General features: G+C 40.4%; 18 protein-coding genes. 16 read left to right on the top strand and 2 right to left on the bottom strand.

Annotation, left to right across the window (positions count from 1 at the left end):
* The first annotated feature begins 154 nt into the window (after positions 1 to 154).
* On the top strand, positions 155 to 400 hold the full coding sequence (locus tag BIV16_RS05635; protein ID WP_075678777.1) for a hypothetical protein: 246 nt from the start codon (positions 155 to 157) through the stop codon (positions 398 to 400).
* Between the two features lie 123 nt (positions 401 to 523).
* On the opposite strand, the gene BIV16_RS05630 is transcribed toward BIV16_RS05635, so the two are convergent.
* Positions 524 to 2,263: an Rqc2 family fibronectin-binding protein gene (locus BIV16_RS05630; RefSeq protein ID WP_075678779.1), complete on the bottom strand. Its 1,740-nt coding sequence runs from the start codon at positions 2,261 to 2,263 to the stop codon at positions 524 to 526.
* Between the two features lie 181 nt (positions 2,264 to 2,444).
* Here BIV16_RS05630 and BIV16_RS05625 point away from each other — a divergent pair, with 181 nt between their 5' ends.
* From BIV16_RS05625 to BIV16_RS05570, 12 genes are all read left to right on the top strand, one after another.
* The gene (locus BIV16_RS05625; protein WP_075678781.1) at positions 2,445 to 3,320 is read left to right on the top strand and encodes an aldose 1-epimerase family protein; all 876 of its coding nucleotides are present in this window, start codon (positions 2,445 to 2,447) and stop codon (positions 3,318 to 3,320) included.
* A gap of 14 nt (positions 3,321 to 3,334) precedes the next feature.
* Complete coding sequence (gene pepF, locus BIV16_RS05620) at positions 3,335 to 5,131, top strand: oligoendopeptidase F (RefSeq protein ID WP_075678783.1); 1,797 nt, start codon at positions 3,335 to 3,337, stop codon at positions 5,129 to 5,131.
* Between the two features lie 168 nt (positions 5,132 to 5,299).
* On the top strand, positions 5,300 to 6,178 hold the full coding sequence (locus BIV16_RS05615; protein ID WP_075678785.1) for a YicC/YloC family endoribonuclease: 879 nt from the start codon (positions 5,300 to 5,302) through the stop codon (positions 6,176 to 6,178).
* 26 nt (positions 6,179 to 6,204) lie between these two features.
* Positions 6,205 to 6,477 carry a DUF370 domain-containing protein gene (locus BIV16_RS05610; RefSeq protein ID WP_075678787.1) on the top strand — a complete coding sequence of 91 codons (273 nt, stop codon included), beginning with the start codon at positions 6,205 to 6,207 and terminating at the stop codon, positions 6,475 to 6,477.
* Entirely contained in the window at positions 6,464 to 7,105 is a 642-nt protein-coding gene (gene gmk / locus BIV16_RS05605; RefSeq protein ID WP_075678789.1) for a guanylate kinase, read from the top strand. Before BIV16_RS05610 ends, gmk begins: the two co-directional genes overlap by 14 nt.
* A 4-nt stretch (positions 7,106 to 7,109) precedes the next feature.
* Positions 7,110 to 7,355, top strand: coding sequence for a DNA-directed RNA polymerase subunit omega (gene rpoZ / locus BIV16_RS05600; protein WP_075678790.1), 246 nt, complete (start codon positions 7,110 to 7,112; stop codon positions 7,353 to 7,355).
* 90 nt (positions 7,356 to 7,445) lie between these two features.
* On the top strand, positions 7,446 to 8,771 hold the full coding sequence (rimO, locus tag BIV16_RS05595; RefSeq protein ID WP_075678792.1) for a 30S ribosomal protein S12 methylthiotransferase RimO: 1,326 nt from the start codon (positions 7,446 to 7,448) through the stop codon (positions 8,769 to 8,771).
* Between the two features lie 24 nt (positions 8,772 to 8,795).
* Complete coding sequence (gene pgsA, locus BIV16_RS05590; RefSeq protein WP_075678794.1) at positions 8,796 to 9,338, top strand: CDP-diacylglycerol--glycerol-3-phosphate 3-phosphatidyltransferase; 543 nt, start codon at positions 8,796 to 8,798, stop codon at positions 9,336 to 9,338.
* A 17-nt stretch (positions 9,339 to 9,355) separates the two neighbouring features.
* The gene (locus tag BIV16_RS05585; RefSeq protein WP_075678796.1) at positions 9,356 to 9,877 is read left to right on the top strand and encodes a CinA family protein; all 522 of its coding nucleotides are present in this window, start codon (positions 9,356 to 9,358) and stop codon (positions 9,875 to 9,877) included.
* A gap of 57 nt (positions 9,878 to 9,934) precedes the next feature.
* Positions 9,935 to 10,492, top strand: a complete 558-nt coding sequence (gene rsmD, locus BIV16_RS05580; RefSeq protein ID WP_075678798.1) for a 16S rRNA (guanine(966)-N(2))-methyltransferase RsmD — start codon at positions 9,935 to 9,937, stop codon at positions 10,490 to 10,492.
* A 29-nt stretch (positions 10,493 to 10,521) separates the two neighbouring features.
* On the top strand, positions 10,522 to 11,007 hold the full coding sequence (gene coaD, locus BIV16_RS05575; RefSeq protein WP_075678800.1) for a pantetheine-phosphate adenylyltransferase: 486 nt from the start codon (positions 10,522 to 10,524) through the stop codon (positions 11,005 to 11,007).
* A gap of 12 nt (positions 11,008 to 11,019) precedes the next feature.
* Complete coding sequence (locus tag BIV16_RS05570; RefSeq protein WP_075678802.1) at positions 11,020 to 11,655, top strand: ATPase; 636 nt, start codon at positions 11,020 to 11,022, stop codon at positions 11,653 to 11,655.
* Here BIV16_RS05570 and BIV16_RS05565 read toward each other — a convergent pair.
* Positions 11,648 to 12,574 (bottom strand): nucleoside recognition domain-containing protein, encoded by a 927-nt coding sequence (locus BIV16_RS05565; RefSeq protein WP_075678804.1) that lies wholly within the window; start codon positions 12,572 to 12,574, stop codon positions 11,648 to 11,650. The genes BIV16_RS05570 and BIV16_RS05565 overlap by 8 nt on opposite strands.
* 30 nt (positions 12,575 to 12,604) lie before the next feature.
* Here BIV16_RS05565 and BIV16_RS05560 point away from each other — a divergent pair, with 30 nt between their 5' ends.
* From BIV16_RS05560 to BIV16_RS05550, 3 genes are read left to right on the top strand one after another with little or no spacing between them, the layout of a single operon-like run.
* A complete protein-coding gene (locus BIV16_RS05560) occupies positions 12,605 to 14,053 on the top strand; it encodes an aminoacyl-histidine dipeptidase (RefSeq protein ID WP_075678806.1) in 1,449 nt (482 codons plus the stop codon).
* Between the two features lie 21 nt (positions 14,054 to 14,074).
* The gene (locus BIV16_RS05555) at positions 14,075 to 14,923 is read left to right on the top strand and encodes a M23 family metallopeptidase (RefSeq protein WP_075678808.1); all 849 of its coding nucleotides are present in this window, start codon (positions 14,075 to 14,077) and stop codon (positions 14,921 to 14,923) included.
* 12 nt (positions 14,924 to 14,935) lie between these two features.
* Positions 14,936 to 15,667, top strand: a complete 732-nt coding sequence (locus BIV16_RS05550) for a pseudouridine synthase (protein ID WP_075678810.1) — start codon at positions 14,936 to 14,938, stop codon at positions 15,665 to 15,667.
* The last annotated feature ends 9 nt before the right edge of the window (positions 15,668 to 15,676 follow it).

The following is a 15,676-nucleotide window of genomic DNA, read 5'->3' as shown; positions in this document are numbered from 1 at the left end:
ACCGGTAAGAGCTGAAATGGTTAAAATTATTTAAAATGCTGTGGCATGCCAAAAGAAACGTCACGAAATTACCGGGCAATTCATACTCGAAGACAGCAGCCAGCCAAAGTCAGTGCATCTGATTTTGTTTGTGTAACAGAAATGAGGAAAAAGTATGAATTGGAACAATGAAAGTCAGTTTTTTTTAACACAGCAGTATTTTAAGCAACATAGGGTAGACACGCTGCCGGAGTGGGCAAGGAGAGAGCAGGTTTATAATTGCGAGGCGTTTTTCCAGAAGACAGGAAAAGTTTATACGGGAAAAGGCGGTCGTAAAGTTCTTGCTAAGATACTTCGGAAAATTGCGGATCAGATTTATCCACTATCCTTTGAAAATCCAGAATATGGTTATGTTCGATAAGAATGTAAAAGAAAACGTCATTTTAAGGTGTGATTTCACTTTAAAATGACGTTTTCTTATGTTGTAAGAAGAAATTTCGTTCCTAATTACATAAAAAATGCTCTGTGATATAAAAACAATACGTTATTCTACTAATGTAAGACCTGAGATATCTGGATGAATCGTAAGAGAGTAGTTGGTGTAATACACGACAAATCCAGGTGCACTTCCGTTTGGCTTTTTGACATTTTTCTTTTGCAGATAATCAATCTCAATTTTTTCGTTGTCACGTCCTTTTGAGTAATATCCGGCAAGTTTCCCGGCTTCCTCGAAAACGCGGTCGGGCAGCTCTTCGTTGTTGGATTTTACGATGACATGGGAACCTGCCATTCCTTTTGCATGAAACCACCAGTCGTTTCCGGTTGCAAATTTAAAAGTCAGTTCATCGTTCTGGTAGTTGTTTTTCCCAACATAAATATCGTAGCCATCGCTGGAACGATAGTGGAACGGTTTACTTTTGCTTTTCACTTTCTTATCCGTTCTTTTGCGTTTGATATAGCCGTATTCGGTTAATTCTTCTTTAATCTGCACAAAATCGTCTTCGGATAAAGCGATATCGAGCGAGGTTGCGATGCTTTCTAAGTGCTCAATCTCAGCCTTGGTCTCTAAAATCAGTTCGGTTAATGCTTCATAGGTACGCTTTAATTTATTGTATTTATCAAAATATTTTTGCGCATTTTCCATTGCGTTTTTCGTCGGGTCCAGAGGAATTTTTATCATTTCATTTGTGTAGTAGTTTAGTGCCTCTAACTCTTTTGCACCCTCTGCAAGACCATATCCGTAAGTGTGAATCAGCTCGCCGTAAACCTTATATTTTTCACGTTTTTCGGTATCACGGAGCTGCTTTTCCTGGAGCTGGTATTTCTTGCGGTTACGTTCTAGTGCGGTTGTCACAATCTTACGCAAATCTACGGATTTCTGGCGGATACGGGTATACGTGTTCTTCTTGGCATAATATTGTTCTAGCACTTCGCTGATGGAGGCGTAATCCTGCGTGCTATAATCTGCGTATTCGCTTAAGTGGAAGCAGGAAAAGTCAATCGGTTCTTTTCCGTTATAGATGATATTCGGCTGGTAGGCGCCGTTTTTTACATCCTCCATCATCCATTTGAAATTGTTAAAAAGGTGTTTTTTGCCATCTTCGTCCAAGGAATCGATTGGCATATCACCGTCGATGGAGGCACGGTGGCAGATTTCGTTTGCAATGACAGGGCTTGTTCCGGTAAAAGAAGTGTAGAGCGCTTTTGTGATGGAAACTGGTTTTGTCATTACAGTATTCATAAAGGCTTCCTCGGTAACTTCCAATGGATTTAATTTATCTTCCTGTGTCGCCGGAATGACGTAGGTTCGTCCGGGAAGCACCTCGCGGACGGAACTCATCATGGCGGACACATGTTTGATGCTGTCAAGAATCATGCCGTCTGAGTTGCAAAAGATAATGTTACTGTGTTTTCCCATCAGTTCGACAATCAAAGTTTTCTGACAAAGGTCACCAAGCTCGTCAAGATGCTCAATGTCAAAATGAATGATACGTTCCATATGTGGCTGATAGATTTTGACAATGCGTCCGTTTGCAATGTGTTTGCGAAGCAGCATGCAAAAATTTGGCGCAGTAAGAGGACTTGGTTTGTTGTTTGCTGTCAGATAAAGAAACGGGAGAGAAGCACTTGCGGAAACTGCAAGGCGGTACTGACCGTTTTGCCCTTTTAAAGTAAAAAGCAGCTCATCGTTTTCCGGCTGCGCAATTTTGCTGATTCTTGCGTTAAGAATGGTATTGTTTAATTCTGCTACTATATTTGAAATGACGAATCCGTCTAATGCCATAAAAATCACCTGAACTTTCTAATTTTCCAATTTTTGTGAATCTAAATGTGCCAACAGGCACCTGTTTATTATAGAAGAAATGAGAGAAAAACACAATTTAAAATTTGCCAGAAGCATTGCGGGAATGTAAAATCCGAGTATAATAGAAATCGTATTGTATGACGGAAAAGGAGAACGAGAAATGGAAATGTATGAACTTTCAAACGACGAAATCAAGATTGGTGTAAGCTCTTTTGGAGCAGAACTAAAATCACTCAAAGATACAAAGACAAATCAGGAATACATGTGGGATGCAAATCCCGATTATTGGAAGAGAACTTCACCGGTTCTGTTTCCGATTGTTGGAAGTCTGCAGGATGGAGCATATTCCTTCGCTGGAAAAACCTATGCAATGTCACAGCATGGATTTGCAAGAGATATGGAGTTTGCACTTGTAGAAAAGACAGAGAACGAACTTTTGTTCGCGTTGGAGGATACGAAGGAGACAAGAGAAAAATATCCATTTGCGTTCCGTTTGGAGATTGGTTACCGCATAGAGGGCAGAAATGTGACTGTCTCCTGGAAGGTATCGAATAAGCAGGATGAAAAAATGTATTTTAGTATCGGTGGACATCCGGCATTTTTATGCCCGGTTCATGCAGGAGAAAAGCAGACCGATTATAAAATTTATTTTGAAGATGCAAAAGAAATTACAGCGGGCATTTTAAGCAGTCATGGTACTTTGTCGGAAAAACAGAAAACATATCCGCTTGAAAATGGTTATTTGGCAATCACGAACGACTTGTTTGATGAGGACGCTTTGATTGTAGAGCATCATCAGGTACAGAAAGTTTCTCTGTGTGATCCGTCTGGAAAAGCTTATTTAACCGTAAGTTTTACAGCACCGCTTTTTGGAATCTGGTCACCGGCGAAAAAGAATGCACCGTTTGTCTGCATCGAACCTTGGTATGGCAGATGCGACAAAGAGGGATTTAACGGAGATTTGACGCAGCGTGAATATGGAAATTGCCTTGAGGCAAATGAACAGTTTGAACAGCAATATACAATCAGCATTTAGGAGGACGAAAAAAGATGGCAAAAGAATTATTGAAAAGAAGTGAAGTAAAAGAAGAAAATACATGGAAACTTTCCGATATGTATGAGACAAATGAGGCATGGGAAGCAGATTTAAAAAAGATTGATGAATTAGCATCCGAGTTAGAGCAGATGGAAGGAACGGTTACCGCTTCCGCAAAAAATCTGTTAAAAGTCTGCGACACCATGGCAAAGATGGATCAAAAGATTGAACTTGCATACAATTATGCAGAACGCTTAAGCGACCAGGATACAAAAGATACCACACATCAGGCAATGGTACAGAAAATCATGATGCTTTATGCAGGTATCTCAAGCCGTCTTGCCTTTATTGACCCGGAAATTTTAGAGACAAAAGAAGAAGTGTTAGAGGGCTATTATAAAGAAGAAAATCAGTTAGAGTTTTACCGCAAATGGGTAGAAGAAATTCAGCGTTTAAAACCACACAGATTATCAGCAGACCAGGAGAAATTATTAGCACTTGCCTCTGAGGTATGCCAGAATCCGGAACAGACATTTTCCATGTTTAACAATGCAGACATCCAGTTCCCTGAGATTTTAGATGAGAACGGAGAAAAAGTCCGCATTTCCCATGGACGTTTTGTCCGTCTGTTAGAGTCCGCAGACCGCCGTGTCAGAAAAGATACCTTTGAACAGTACTATAAGACTTATGCTCAGTTTATCAATACGGTGGCAAGTATTTACAGTGGTCAGGTAAAACAGCAGATTTTCCGTGCCAGAGCAAGAAAATACAACTCCACATTAGAGGCTGCCGTAGATGCAAACAATGTTTCTCCGAAAGTTTACGAAAATCTTGTAAAAACAGTCAATGCAAACATGGACAAGATGCATCGTTATGTGAGTCTTCGTAAAAAATGCCTGGGTGTCGATGAACTTCATATGTATGATATTTATACACCAATGATTCCAGATGCCGCTAAGAAAATCAGCTTTGAGGAAGCAAAGGAAACCGTCTTAAAAGCACTGGCACCTCTTGGGGAAGATTATGTCAATAAGGTAAAAGAAGGATTTGAAAATCGTTGGATTGATGTTTATGAAAACGAAGGAAAGAGAAGCGGTGCTTATTCTGCCGGCGCTTATGGCACACATCCATTTGTATTGTTAAATTACAACGAGTCTTTGGATGATATGTTTACCTTAGCACATGAGATGGGTCATGCAATGCATTCCTATTACTCCAATGAGGCACAGCCATACATCTATTCCCAGTACAAAATTTTTGTGGCTGAGGTTGCATCCACCTGTAACGAAGTGCTTCTGATGGAATATTTATTAAAGAATACAACAGACAAAAAAGAGCGTGCCTACCTGCTGAATCACTACTTAGACAGCTTTAAAGGAACGGTTTACCGTCAGACACAGTTTGCAGAGTATGAAATGCTGACAAACAAAATGGCAGAAGATGGAGAAAGCTTAACGGCAGAGACATTGAATCAGGCATATCTTGATTTGAATAAAAAATATTATGGACCAGACATGGTGTCCGATGATGAAATCGCATTAGAGTGGGCAAGAATTCCTCACTTCTATTACAATTTCTATGTATATCAGTATGCAACCGGATTTTCATCCGCAGTTGCAATTGCACACAACATTTTAAAGAACGGTGCGCCTGCAGTGGAACAGTACAAGAAGTTCTTATCCGGCGGATGCTCCATGGCACCGGTTGAATTGTTAAAGATAGCCGGCGTGAACTTAGAGGAGCCGACTGCAATTCAGGATGCCTTAAATGTATTTGGCGATATTTTGACAGAGATGGAAACGTTGGTTTAAAAAATGGAACAAAAAACCTGTTTCCTCATGAAAATTGCAATATTGACTTCCGGTAGGAATCGTTTTATAATTAATACAATTATGCGTTAGGGATAACTATACCCTAACGCGTAAAATGCGTGTGATTACGTGAATAAGTACTGATGGAAATCAGGTCAGGAGGAACGCATGATTAAGAGTATGACCGGTTTTGGCCGGCAGGAAGTAACAGAGGGAAACCGTAAATTTACGGTGGAGATTAAGTCTGTGAATCATCGCTATCTGGATGTGAACATCAAGATGCCGAAGAAATTGAACTTTTTTGAGAGTTCCATCCGCAGTCTTTTGAAAGAATATATGGAAAGAGGAAAGGTTGACCTTTTTATTTCCTATGAAGATTATTCTGAGAAGAACGGTGCGCTCAAATACAATGAGGATATTGCAGGACAGTATCTTGCGTATCTGAACGAGATGGCAGAGCATTTTAAGTTGGAGAATGACATTCGTGTCAGCACATTGTCTCGCTATCCGGAAGTTTTCACGATGGAAGAGCAGACAATAGATGAAAAGGAATTGTGGTCTGTTTTAGAAAAAGCAATCCGCGGTGCCTGTGAGCAGTTCGTGGCAAGCCGTATCAAAGAGGGCGAGCATTTAAGAGCCGATTTGTGTGACAAGTTAGACGGAATGCTTACCTACGTTGATTTTATCGAGGAACGTTCCCCGATTCTTTTGAAAGAATACAAAGAACGTCTTGAGGAAAAAGTAAAAGAGCTGTTAGGTGACAAACAGATTGATGATGCACGAATCGCAACTGAGGTTACAATTTTTGCAGACAAGGTCTGTGTGGATGAGGAGACGGTTCGTTTAAAGAGCCACATCAAGAGCACGAAAGAGACGCTTATGGCTGGCGGCAGTGTTGGCCGAAAGCTTGACTTTATTGCGCAGGAGATGAATCGTGAAGCAAATACGATTTTATCAAAAGCGAATGACCTTGAGATTTCAGATATTGGAATCAACTTAAAGACAGATATTGAAAAAGTCAGAGAACAGATTCAGAATATCGAATAGTGTGTATACACAAGAATGGAAAAATTATGGCTAGATTGATGAATATTGGATTTGGAAATGTTGTAAATACGGATAAGATTATTACCATTATTTCGTTTGAGTCGGCACCGGCAAAGAGAATGGTGCAAAGGGCAAAAGAACAGCAAAACCTGATTGATGCAACACAGGGACGCAGAACCAAGAGTGTTATTTTCATGGAGAATGATACGATTATTGTGTCTGCATTGCAACCGGAGACATTATCAAACCGTTTCAATGGCAATCTAAATGATACAGAGGTAGAACATGGCACAGAATAGAAAAGGAATCTTAATTGTCCTTTCAGGATTTTCCGGTTCTGGAAAAGGAACAATTATGAAAGAACTCATGAAAAAACATTCCGATGTTTATGCACTTTCCATCTCGGCGACCACAAGAGCTCCAAGAGTGGGGGAAACAGATGGAATCGAGTATTTCTTCAAGACAAAAGAGCAGTTTGAAGAGATGATAAAAAATGAGGAACTCATCGAATATGCACAGTACGTGGAACATTATTATGGCACGCCAAAAGCATATGTTACAGAACAGTTAGAAGCTGGGAAAGATGTAATTTTAGAGATTGAGATTCAGGGAGCCTTAAAGATAAAAGAAAAGTTCCCGGATACCTTGCTCTTATTTGTGATGCCGCCGAGCGCGAATGAATTAAAGGAGCGTCTAGTGGGCAGAGGAACTGAGAAAATGAGCGTGATTGAATCCCGTCTGCACCGTGCAGTAGAAGAGGCAGAAGGAATCGAAAATTACGATTATTTAGTGATAAATGACAAGTTAGAAGAATGTGTGGAACAGGTACATTCCATTATAGAAAATGAACATGTCAAAGTATCACGCAATATAGAATTTATCAACAGTATGCGCAAAGAGCTTCAGAGCTTTTCGAAAGGAGAATAAAAGTATGATACATCCATCTTATGTAGAATTAATGAAAGTCGTAAACAATGACGTAGAAATCGGGGAAGAACCAGTTGTAAACAGCCGTTATTCCATCGTAATTGCAACTGCAAAAAGAGCAAGACAGATTATTGCCGGTGACGAACCAATGACTTGCAACAGCCCATGTGATAAACCATTATCCATCGCTGTTCAGGAATTGTACGAAGGAAAAGTTAAGATTATTCCAGACGAGAATCCTAACGACTAATGTAGTTAAATAGAAGGGGATGACAGGAACGAAATCGTTATGTCATCCTTTTTTACGAATGGAATGGAAAAAAGAAATTGGAGATTTTGAATGAAGTTATTATTTATATCATTAGGATGCGATAAGAACCGTGTCGATACCGAGTTTATGCTTGGAATGCTTCGTGACGACGGAATTGAGATGACGGATGATGAATATGAAGCAGACATCATAGTCATCAACAGCTGTTGTTTTATCAATGACGCAAAAGAAGAGAGCATCAACACGATTTTAGAGATGGCGGAACACAAAAAAGACGCAAACTTAAAAGCCTTGATTGTGACCGGATGTCTTGCACAGCGCTATCAGGATGAAATCAAAAAAGAAATTCCTGAGGTGGATGCAATCCTTGGAACAAATTCATATGAAGATATTGTGAATGCAGTTCATCAGACTTTAGAAGGCAAATTTTATGAAAATTACCACACTTTAGAAGATTTACCTTCTGTTAAGACAAAAAGAACCGTGACAACCGGTGGCCATTTTGCCTATTTAAAAATTGCAGAAGGATGCAACAAACACTGTACGTACTGCATCATTCCTTCTATACGAGGAAATTATAGAAGTGTGCCGATGGAAGATTTGCTTGCACAGGCGAAAGATCTGGTGGAGGGCGGCGTAAAAGAACTGATTTTAGTGGCGCAGGAGACCACACTTTATGGTGTTGACCTTTACGGTGAAAAATCTCTCCACAAATTGTTAGACGAACTAAATAAGATTCCAGGACTTTTCTGGATTCGGATTATGTACTGCTACCCAGAAGAAATCTATGAAGAATTGCTAGAATCTATGATTCAAAACGAAAAAGTCTGCCATTACTTAGATATGCCAATCCAGCACTCATCGGATGCAATCTTAAAACGTATGGGCAGAAAAACCAGCCATGATGATTTGGTTCGTATCGTGACACATGTAAGGGAGCGTATTCCAGATATTACGCTTCGTACCACCCTGATTTGTGGTTTCCCGGGTGAGACACAGGAAATGCATGAAGAACTGATGGAATTCATCGACGAGATGGAATTTGACCGTCTTGGAGCATTTACGTATTCTCCAGAGGAGGGAACACCTGCTGCAACGTTTGAAGATCAGATTGACGAAGAACAAAAAACACTCTGGCAGCAAGAAGTGATGGAACTTCAGGAAGAGATTATTTTTGATAAAAATGAAGAGATGAAAGGGCGCAAGCTGTACGCTTTCATTGAAGGAAAAGTGGCAGATGAAAACGCTTACATCGGCAGAACCTACCGCGATGCACCGGATATTGACGGATACATTTTCATCAATACCGACGAGGAACTGATGACAGGTGATATCGTAAAGGTAGAAGTAACAGGCGCTTATGAATACGATTTGATTGGAGAGATTTGTCAGTAGACAGATTTCGGAAAAGAGGATAAGATGAATTTACCAAATAAACTTACTATTTTTCGTGTAATATTAATTCCATTTTTTGTATGTTTGCTTTTGATGCCAAATACTTCTGGCTATAATAACTACATTGCAGTTGCAATTTTTATTGTAGCCAGCCTTACCGATTTTTTAGATGGCAAAATCGCAAGAAAATACAACCTTGTAACAAACTTTGGAAAATTTATGGACCCGCTTGCAGATAAACTTTTGGTTTGTTCTGCTATGATTTGTCTGATTCAGATGAACCTGCTTCCGGCATGGATTGTAGTGATTATCATTGCAAGAGAGTTTATTATCAGTGGTTTCCGTCTGGTAGCTTCGGACAATGGTGTTGTCATAGCAGCAAGTTACTGGGGCAAATTCAAGACAACATTTCAGATGTTAATGGTAATCGATTTGATTTTAAGTGCCAGCATTCCTGTTTTAAAAATACCAGGTGTTGTTCTTACTTACATCGCATTGGCATTGACCGTGATTTCATTGCTTGATTACATTATTAAGAATAAAGATGTCTTGAAAGAGCAGAACTAGAAAAGAGCAAAGAGAACATGAGAAAAGACATAAAAACATCCAGTGACATCCAAAAGGAGTCACTGGAATCTTCTATTTATAAATTGTTAAAAAAATATCAATTAACGATGACAACGGCGGAGTCCTGCACCGGAGGATTGATTGCGGCAACGTTAATCAATGTTCCTGGCATATCGGAATTTTTGACAGAAGGCTATATCACCTACTCCAATGATGCCAAAGTAAAAATGATTGGCGTAAGCCGTGATACGATTGATACCTACGGCGTTGTAAGCGCCGAGACGGCTGCAGAGATGGCACGCTGCGTGGCAAAGACAGCAGATGTAAAGGCAGCGTTATCGGCAACCGGAGTGGCAGGACCGGACGGCGGCACAAAGGATTGCCCGGTTGGGACGGTTTATCTTGGATGTTATCTGGACGGAACGGTAGTGACAGAACGCCATCTGTTTCTTGGAGACAGACAAACGGTCAGAGAAAGCGCCGTAGAATATGCGTTAAAGCTTTTGCAAAAGACGATTTTGGCAAAATATGAAGAATAAAAAGAGCAAAGACATTGTGATTGGCAGGTCTGTGACAACAGACGGAAAGGATAACAGATGAGAATTATAGCTGGTACGGCAAGAAGTCTTCCTTTAAAAACAATCGAAGGAAGAGATACGAGACCAACAACAGACAGAATCAAGGAGACACTGTTTAATGTGCTTCAAAATGATATCCCAGGCTGCTATTTTTTAGACCTTTTTGCAGGAAGCGGGCAGATTGGGTTAGAGGCAGTCAGCCGTGGCGCAAGTTATGCGGTTTTTGTGGAAAATGGGAAAAAGGCAGCTGCCTGTATTGAGGACAACATCCACTTCACCAAATTTGACAGACAATGCAAACTTGTTTCGATGGATGTCATGGCGGCGTTGCGTTCCTTAGAAGGAAACTACCGATTCGATGTTATCTTTATGGACCCGCCGTATGATAACCTGCTGGAAAAGGATGTCCTTTCTTATCTGGCAGAATCCTCTCTTTTAAAAGAGAATACCCAGATTATCGTGGAGGCGTCTTTACGAACCGATTTTTCCTATCTGGACGAGTTGGGATATGATTTAATCAAATTAAAAAAATATAAAACAAATATGCATGCTTTTATTCAAAAGAAAGAACAGTAAAAGCACGAAGAGAAAGGCACGGTACCTTTATGAAAAGAGCAATTTATCCGGGCAGCTTTGATCCTATGACGTTTGGTCATATCGATATGATTGAACGTTCTTCTAAAATTGTGGATGAGCTTGTCGTTGGAGTCTTAAATAACAGCGCAAAAAATTCATTGTTTTCTCTGGATGAACGTGTTAGTATGATAAAAGAGATGACAAGTTCCATTCCAAATGTTACAGTTGCGTCTTTTGACGGACTTTTAGTCGATTATATGAAAGAGATTGATGCAACGATTATTGTAAGAGGATTGCGGGCAGTTACGGATTTTGAATATGAGTTACAGATTGCACAGACGAATCATGTAGAGAATCCGGATGTTGAGACGATATTCTTGACAACCAATCTGAAATATTCTTATTTGAGTTCTAGTGTTGTCCGAGAGTTTGCATCTTATGGGGGCGATATTTCCAAATTCGTTCCAGAACAGTTTATTGAAAGAATTTACGCAAAGTATAATATCATCAAATAAGGAGTGTTCTCTATGAGCAGTAGAATTGAACAGATTATTGAAGAAATTGAAGAATACATTGATAACTGTAAGTATCAGCCATTGTCTTCTACAAAGATTCTGGTGAATAAGGATGAGATGGAAGAACTTTTACATGAACTTCGTGCAAAGACACCAGGCGAAATCAAACGTTATCAGAAGATTATCAGCCAGGAGCAGGCAATCATTGCCGATGCGAATGAACGTGCGGCACAGATTATTGCGGCGGCTGAGTTACAGAATACCGAGATGGTAAGTGAACATCAGATTATGCAACAGGCTTATGCGCAGGCAAACGAGGTTGTCATGGTAGCAACCAAGCAGGCGCAGGAGATTTTGGATAATGCAACCTTAGAGGCAAACAGCATTAAGATGAATGCGATGGCGTATACCGATGATATGCTTGCAAAATTCGAAGGTGTTCTTGTCAATGCGATTGATACATCAAAAGCACGTTATGACAATTTGATTGGTTCTCTTGACAGTTACCTTGAGATTGTAAAATCAAACCGTGCAGAGATGAATCCGGTTGAGGAACCACAGCAGCCAGAACCTGAGACTGCAAAGCCAGAGGATGAGCCGGCAGAAAAAGAAGCTCCTGAGAGTGAAAAGGCGCCGGAGCTTATCTAGTATTTGTAAAAAAGAAAAACAGATACGTCATTGCCATGGTCAGACAGGCAAACAGAATGCGATATCGGACGTATCTTTTTATGGAAAAAGGACACTCTTTTGTGACAGAGCAGGTTTGTGCAAGACCACTAAGACCTCCCCAGGCCGTGATTCCAAGGGCAAATAGAATTTGCAAACAGTTTGCAGATTCCGACACCGGAATATGAGCAATTCCGTTTGTGATTTCTGTGATGCCAATCAGAATACATTGCAGTTTTATGGAAAGAGGAATCTTGAGTAAGGCAGAGGAAAGTATGGAAAACAGCATAATATAACCGCCAAGTTTGGTCAGTGTTTCAAATCCATTCATAATGCCGGTATCTATGATTTTAAAGTTCATTTGAGGTCTGGATGCCGGTATTTTCTTGGATTCGATATTTGTCTTGTTTTTTCGCAAAAGAATGGCTCCTAGTAAAAGTGGAGGCGCATAGACTAAAAGGATGGCGTAAGGGCAAAGCTCTGGAAGATGAAGCTGTTGGGACATGATATAACCACAGATAAAAACAGGACTGATGTTGTTGCAGACAATGGTTAAAATTTCAGCTTCAGTTTTTGAAATCAGATGATTCTGGCAGAGTCTGGCGCTGTTTTTTGCTCCCATGGGAAAGCCGAACAGGAAGCCGGAAAGCACTGCATAAGAACCAGCCTCGCTGGTTGGAAGAAAAAGTTTTGTGACAGGGTAAAGATATTTTGTGAAATACGGCAGATATCCGGAATCAATTAAAATATTGGACAAAATTGCAAATGGTAAGAGGGAGGGCAATACTTTCTGATACCAGAGCATTAAACCAAAGGATGCGGAATTGACAGCATCCTTTGGGCATACTAAGATATAGAGGATAAATAAGAGAATTGGAAATAGCATGATATTTTTTCGCATGTTAAATCCTATGATGATTTGGAGGTCGCTATGAGTAAATTAGAGAATTTAAAACCACAAAAAGTATTTTATTTTTTTGAAAAGATTTGTTCCATTCCACATGGATCTAGAAATACAAAGGCAATCAGTGATTACCTTGTTTCCTTTGCAAAAGATCACAATCTGGAATATTACCAGGATGATTCGAATAATGTGGTAATGATTCAGGAAGCAACAAAGGGATACGAAGACGCTGAGCCAATTATTATCCAGGGACATATGGATATGGTCTGCGAAAAAGAAAGCGGTGTCGAAATCGATTTCGAAAAAGACGGCTTAGACCTTTATGTAGAGGATGGTTTCTTAAAAGCAAGAGGAACCACACTTGGCGGTGATGACGGAATCGCAGTTGCTTATGCACTTGCTATCTTAGACAGCCCGGAAATTTCACATCCAAGACTTGAGGTTGTGATTACTGTTGATGAAGAGATTGGCATGCTTGGAGCAGAAGTGATTGATTTATCTATGTTAAAGGGTCATAAGTTATTAAACATTGACTCGGATGTAGAAGGTTCTTTCTTAACTAGCTGTGCAGGAGGAATGACTGCAAAGGCAGAGATTCCGGTAACCTATCAGAAGCAGGAAGGATGCCTGTTCCATTTGAAACTTACAGGACTTGTCGGTGGACATTCCGGAAGTGAAATCGATAAAGAACGTGCCAACGCCGTTGTTTTAGCCGGCCGTGTCTTAAAATACATTTCGGACCGTATGAATGTAGGGTTAGTATCCCTTGCAGGCGGTTTAAAGGACAATGCCATTCCACGTGAAGTGCAGATGGACGTTTTAGTCAGTGAGGACGATAAAAAAGCATTTGAAGATACAATTGCAACAATTACAACAATTCTTCAGAAAGAATACAGCATGACAGACGCTGGACTTGTCCTTGAATGCAGCGATGCCGGAAATCAGGAGGTAGAAATGTTATCGTTTACCTCTATGTCAAAAGTGATTTTCTACTTAAGAAATATGCCAAATGGAATCCAGCACATGAGCATGGCAATGCCGGGACTTGTTGAGACTTCTTTAAATGCCGGAATTATGGAATTAAAAGGCGATGTATTTACCGTGACACATTCCATCCGAAGCAGTGTTTCTACCAGAAAAGAGGAATTAAAAGAAAAATTAGAGTATCTGGTATCTTTCCTGGGCGGAGAACTAGAAGTCAGTGGAGATTATCCGGCTTGGGAATACCGTGCAAAATCATCCATGCGTGATCTGATTTCAGAGGTATACCAGGATCTTTACCACAAAGAGCCTGTATTTGAAGCAATTCATGCCGGACTGGAATGCGGAATCCTTTCTGGAAAAATTGCAGATTTAGATTGTGTATCCTTTGGCCCGACCAACTTAGATATTCATACACCACAGGAGAGATTAGATATCGCATCCACAGAACGTGTGTGGAATCTTGTTGTTGAGTTCTTAAAAAGAGCAAAATAAAAAAGAAATGAATTGAACAATATGCATTTAAAACTTCATCCATTCAGTAAGATTCTTTTGTTTTTCGTACTGGTTCTAGCAACGGTTATTTTGTTGGACTGCATGAACCAGTACGTCTTACAAAGAGACGCTTTTTCCTATGAAAAAGCATTTACCAATTTTCGAAATCAGGAGATTACACAGGATGACTTAACGTGTCTTCGCGAGGAAAGCGAGACGGGAAAAGTGGACTTTTATGAATTGTTAACCATGTATTATGCAAAAGATAACAATTTGGAAGCACCAGAAAAGTTAAAAGAACAGGTTTTATTTGAAAAAAAATATCAAAGTGCCTCGTTTTTGAAGTTAGAGCAGGCGGTTGAATCTGTATGGGCAGATGTATCTGTTTTTCCGGTAGGAGAGGTGGAATCAAATCCAGATGCATCTGTCTTTTTCTGTAATAGCTGGATGCAAAGCCGAACCTACGGAGGAAAGCGGGGGCATGAAGGCTGCGACATTATGGCGAGTGTGAACGAGCGTGGCATATACCCTGTTTACAGCATGACAGATGGCGTGATTGAAAAAATCGGCTGGCTGCCAAAGGGCGGTTACCGGATTGGTGTAAGAAGTCCGTCGGGCGGATATTTTTATTATGCACATTTAGCAGAATATGCGAAAGAATTTGCAATCGGAGAAAAAGTGGAGGCAGGAGGCCTGCTTGGTCTGATGGGAGACACCGGTTATAGCGAAATTGAGGGCACAACCGGCAATTTTGATGTGCACCTTCATGTAGGAATTTATGTTACAATAGAGGGAGAGGAAGTTAGCGTAAACGCTTATCCTGTTTTAGCGGAACTTGCAGACGGAATGGATTTCGTGGAACTGAAATAGGGGTGATGAGATATGGCAATGAGATTAGACAAATTTTTGACAGAACTTGGTATTGGAACACGTACTGAGGTGAAAAAGTACATAAAGGCAAAGCTTGTGACGGTGAATGGAACAGTGGCAAATAAGCCGGAATGTAAGATTAATGAAAATACAGACGTAGTTACATACAAAGGAAAAACATTGCAGTATCAGGCATTTGAATATTATCTGTTTCATAAGCCGTCCGGCTGCGTGTCAGCGACAGAGGATTTGATTCACCAGACCGTGATGGACTATCTGACCGATACGATAAGAAAAGACTTGTTCCCGGTCGGAAGATTAGACCTTGACACCGAAGGACTTTTATTGATTACAAACGACGGCGTTCTTGCACATGAGCTGCTCAGTCCAGCAAAACATGTGAAAAAGACTTATTACGCCAAAATCGAAGGCACCGTGACAAAAGAAGATGTCAACCTTTTTAAAGAAGGGGTTGACATTGGAGAAGAGAAGTTCACAAAGCCGGCGGAACTTGAAATTTTATCTTCCGGGGAAGAATCTGAAGTTTTACTGACCATCACAGAGGGTAAATTCCACCAGGTAAAGCGGATGTTTCATGCAGTTGGAAAAGAGGTTACCTATTTGAAACGGATTTCGATGGGACCACTTACCTTGCCAGCTGATTTAGAGCCAGGCGCATACCGCAAATTGACAGAGGAAGAATTAGCTTCCTTAAAGACAGTGGCTTTAAAGGAAGTCAGTTAATCCATAGAA

It is taken from the genome of Roseburia sp. 831b, assembly GCF_001940165.2.
GTDB lineage: Bacteria > Bacillota > Clostridia > Lachnospirales > Lachnospiraceae > Roseburia.
This window is presented reverse-complemented; position numbering and strand designations above follow the sequence as displayed.

Bases quoted from the DNA above. Each gene is read 5' to 3' on its own strand.
- BIV16_RS05635 (WP_075678777.1), top strand. From the start codon at position 155: ATGAATTGGAACAATGAAAGTCAGTTTTTTTTAACACAGCAGTATTTT.
- BIV16_RS05630 (WP_075678779.1), bottom strand. From the start codon at position 2,263: ATGGCATTAGACGGATTCGTCATTTCAAATATAGTAGCAGAATTAAAC.
- BIV16_RS05625 (WP_075678781.1), top strand. From the start codon at position 2,445: ATGGAAATGTATGAACTTTCAAACGACGAAATCAAGATTGGTGTAAGC.
- pepF (WP_075678783.1), top strand. From the start codon at position 3,335: ATGGCAAAAGAATTATTGAAAAGAAGTGAAGTAAAAGAAGAAAATACA.
- BIV16_RS05615 (WP_075678785.1), top strand. From the start codon at position 5,300: ATGATTAAGAGTATGACCGGTTTTGGCCGGCAGGAAGTAACAGAGGGA.
- BIV16_RS05610 (WP_075678787.1), top strand. From the start codon at position 6,205: ATGGCTAGATTGATGAATATTGGATTTGGAAATGTTGTAAATACGGAT.
- gmk (WP_075678789.1), top strand. From the start codon at position 6,464: ATGGCACAGAATAGAAAAGGAATCTTAATTGTCCTTTCAGGATTTTCC.
- rpoZ (WP_075678790.1), top strand. From the start codon at position 7,110: ATGATACATCCATCTTATGTAGAATTAATGAAAGTCGTAAACAATGAC.
- rimO (WP_075678792.1), top strand. From the start codon at position 7,446: ATGAAGTTATTATTTATATCATTAGGATGCGATAAGAACCGTGTCGAT.
- pgsA (WP_075678794.1), top strand. From the start codon at position 8,796: ATGAATTTACCAAATAAACTTACTATTTTTCGTGTAATATTAATTCCA.
- BIV16_RS05585 (WP_075678796.1), top strand. From the start codon at position 9,356: ATGAGAAAAGACATAAAAACATCCAGTGACATCCAAAAGGAGTCACTG.
- rsmD (WP_075678798.1), top strand. From the start codon at position 9,935: ATGAGAATTATAGCTGGTACGGCAAGAAGTCTTCCTTTAAAAACAATC.
- coaD (WP_075678800.1), top strand. From the start codon at position 10,522: ATGAAAAGAGCAATTTATCCGGGCAGCTTTGATCCTATGACGTTTGGT.
- BIV16_RS05570 (WP_075678802.1), top strand. From the start codon at position 11,020: ATGAGCAGTAGAATTGAACAGATTATTGAAGAAATTGAAGAATACATT.
- BIV16_RS05565 (WP_075678804.1), bottom strand. From the start codon at position 12,574: ATGCGAAAAAATATCATGCTATTTCCAATTCTCTTATTTATCCTCTAT.
- BIV16_RS05560 (WP_075678806.1), top strand. From the start codon at position 12,605: ATGAGTAAATTAGAGAATTTAAAACCACAAAAAGTATTTTATTTTTTT.
- BIV16_RS05555 (WP_075678808.1), top strand. From the start codon at position 14,075: ATGCATTTAAAACTTCATCCATTCAGTAAGATTCTTTTGTTTTTCGTA.
- BIV16_RS05550 (WP_075678810.1), top strand. From the start codon at position 14,936: ATGGCAATGAGATTAGACAAATTTTTGACAGAACTTGGTATTGGAACA.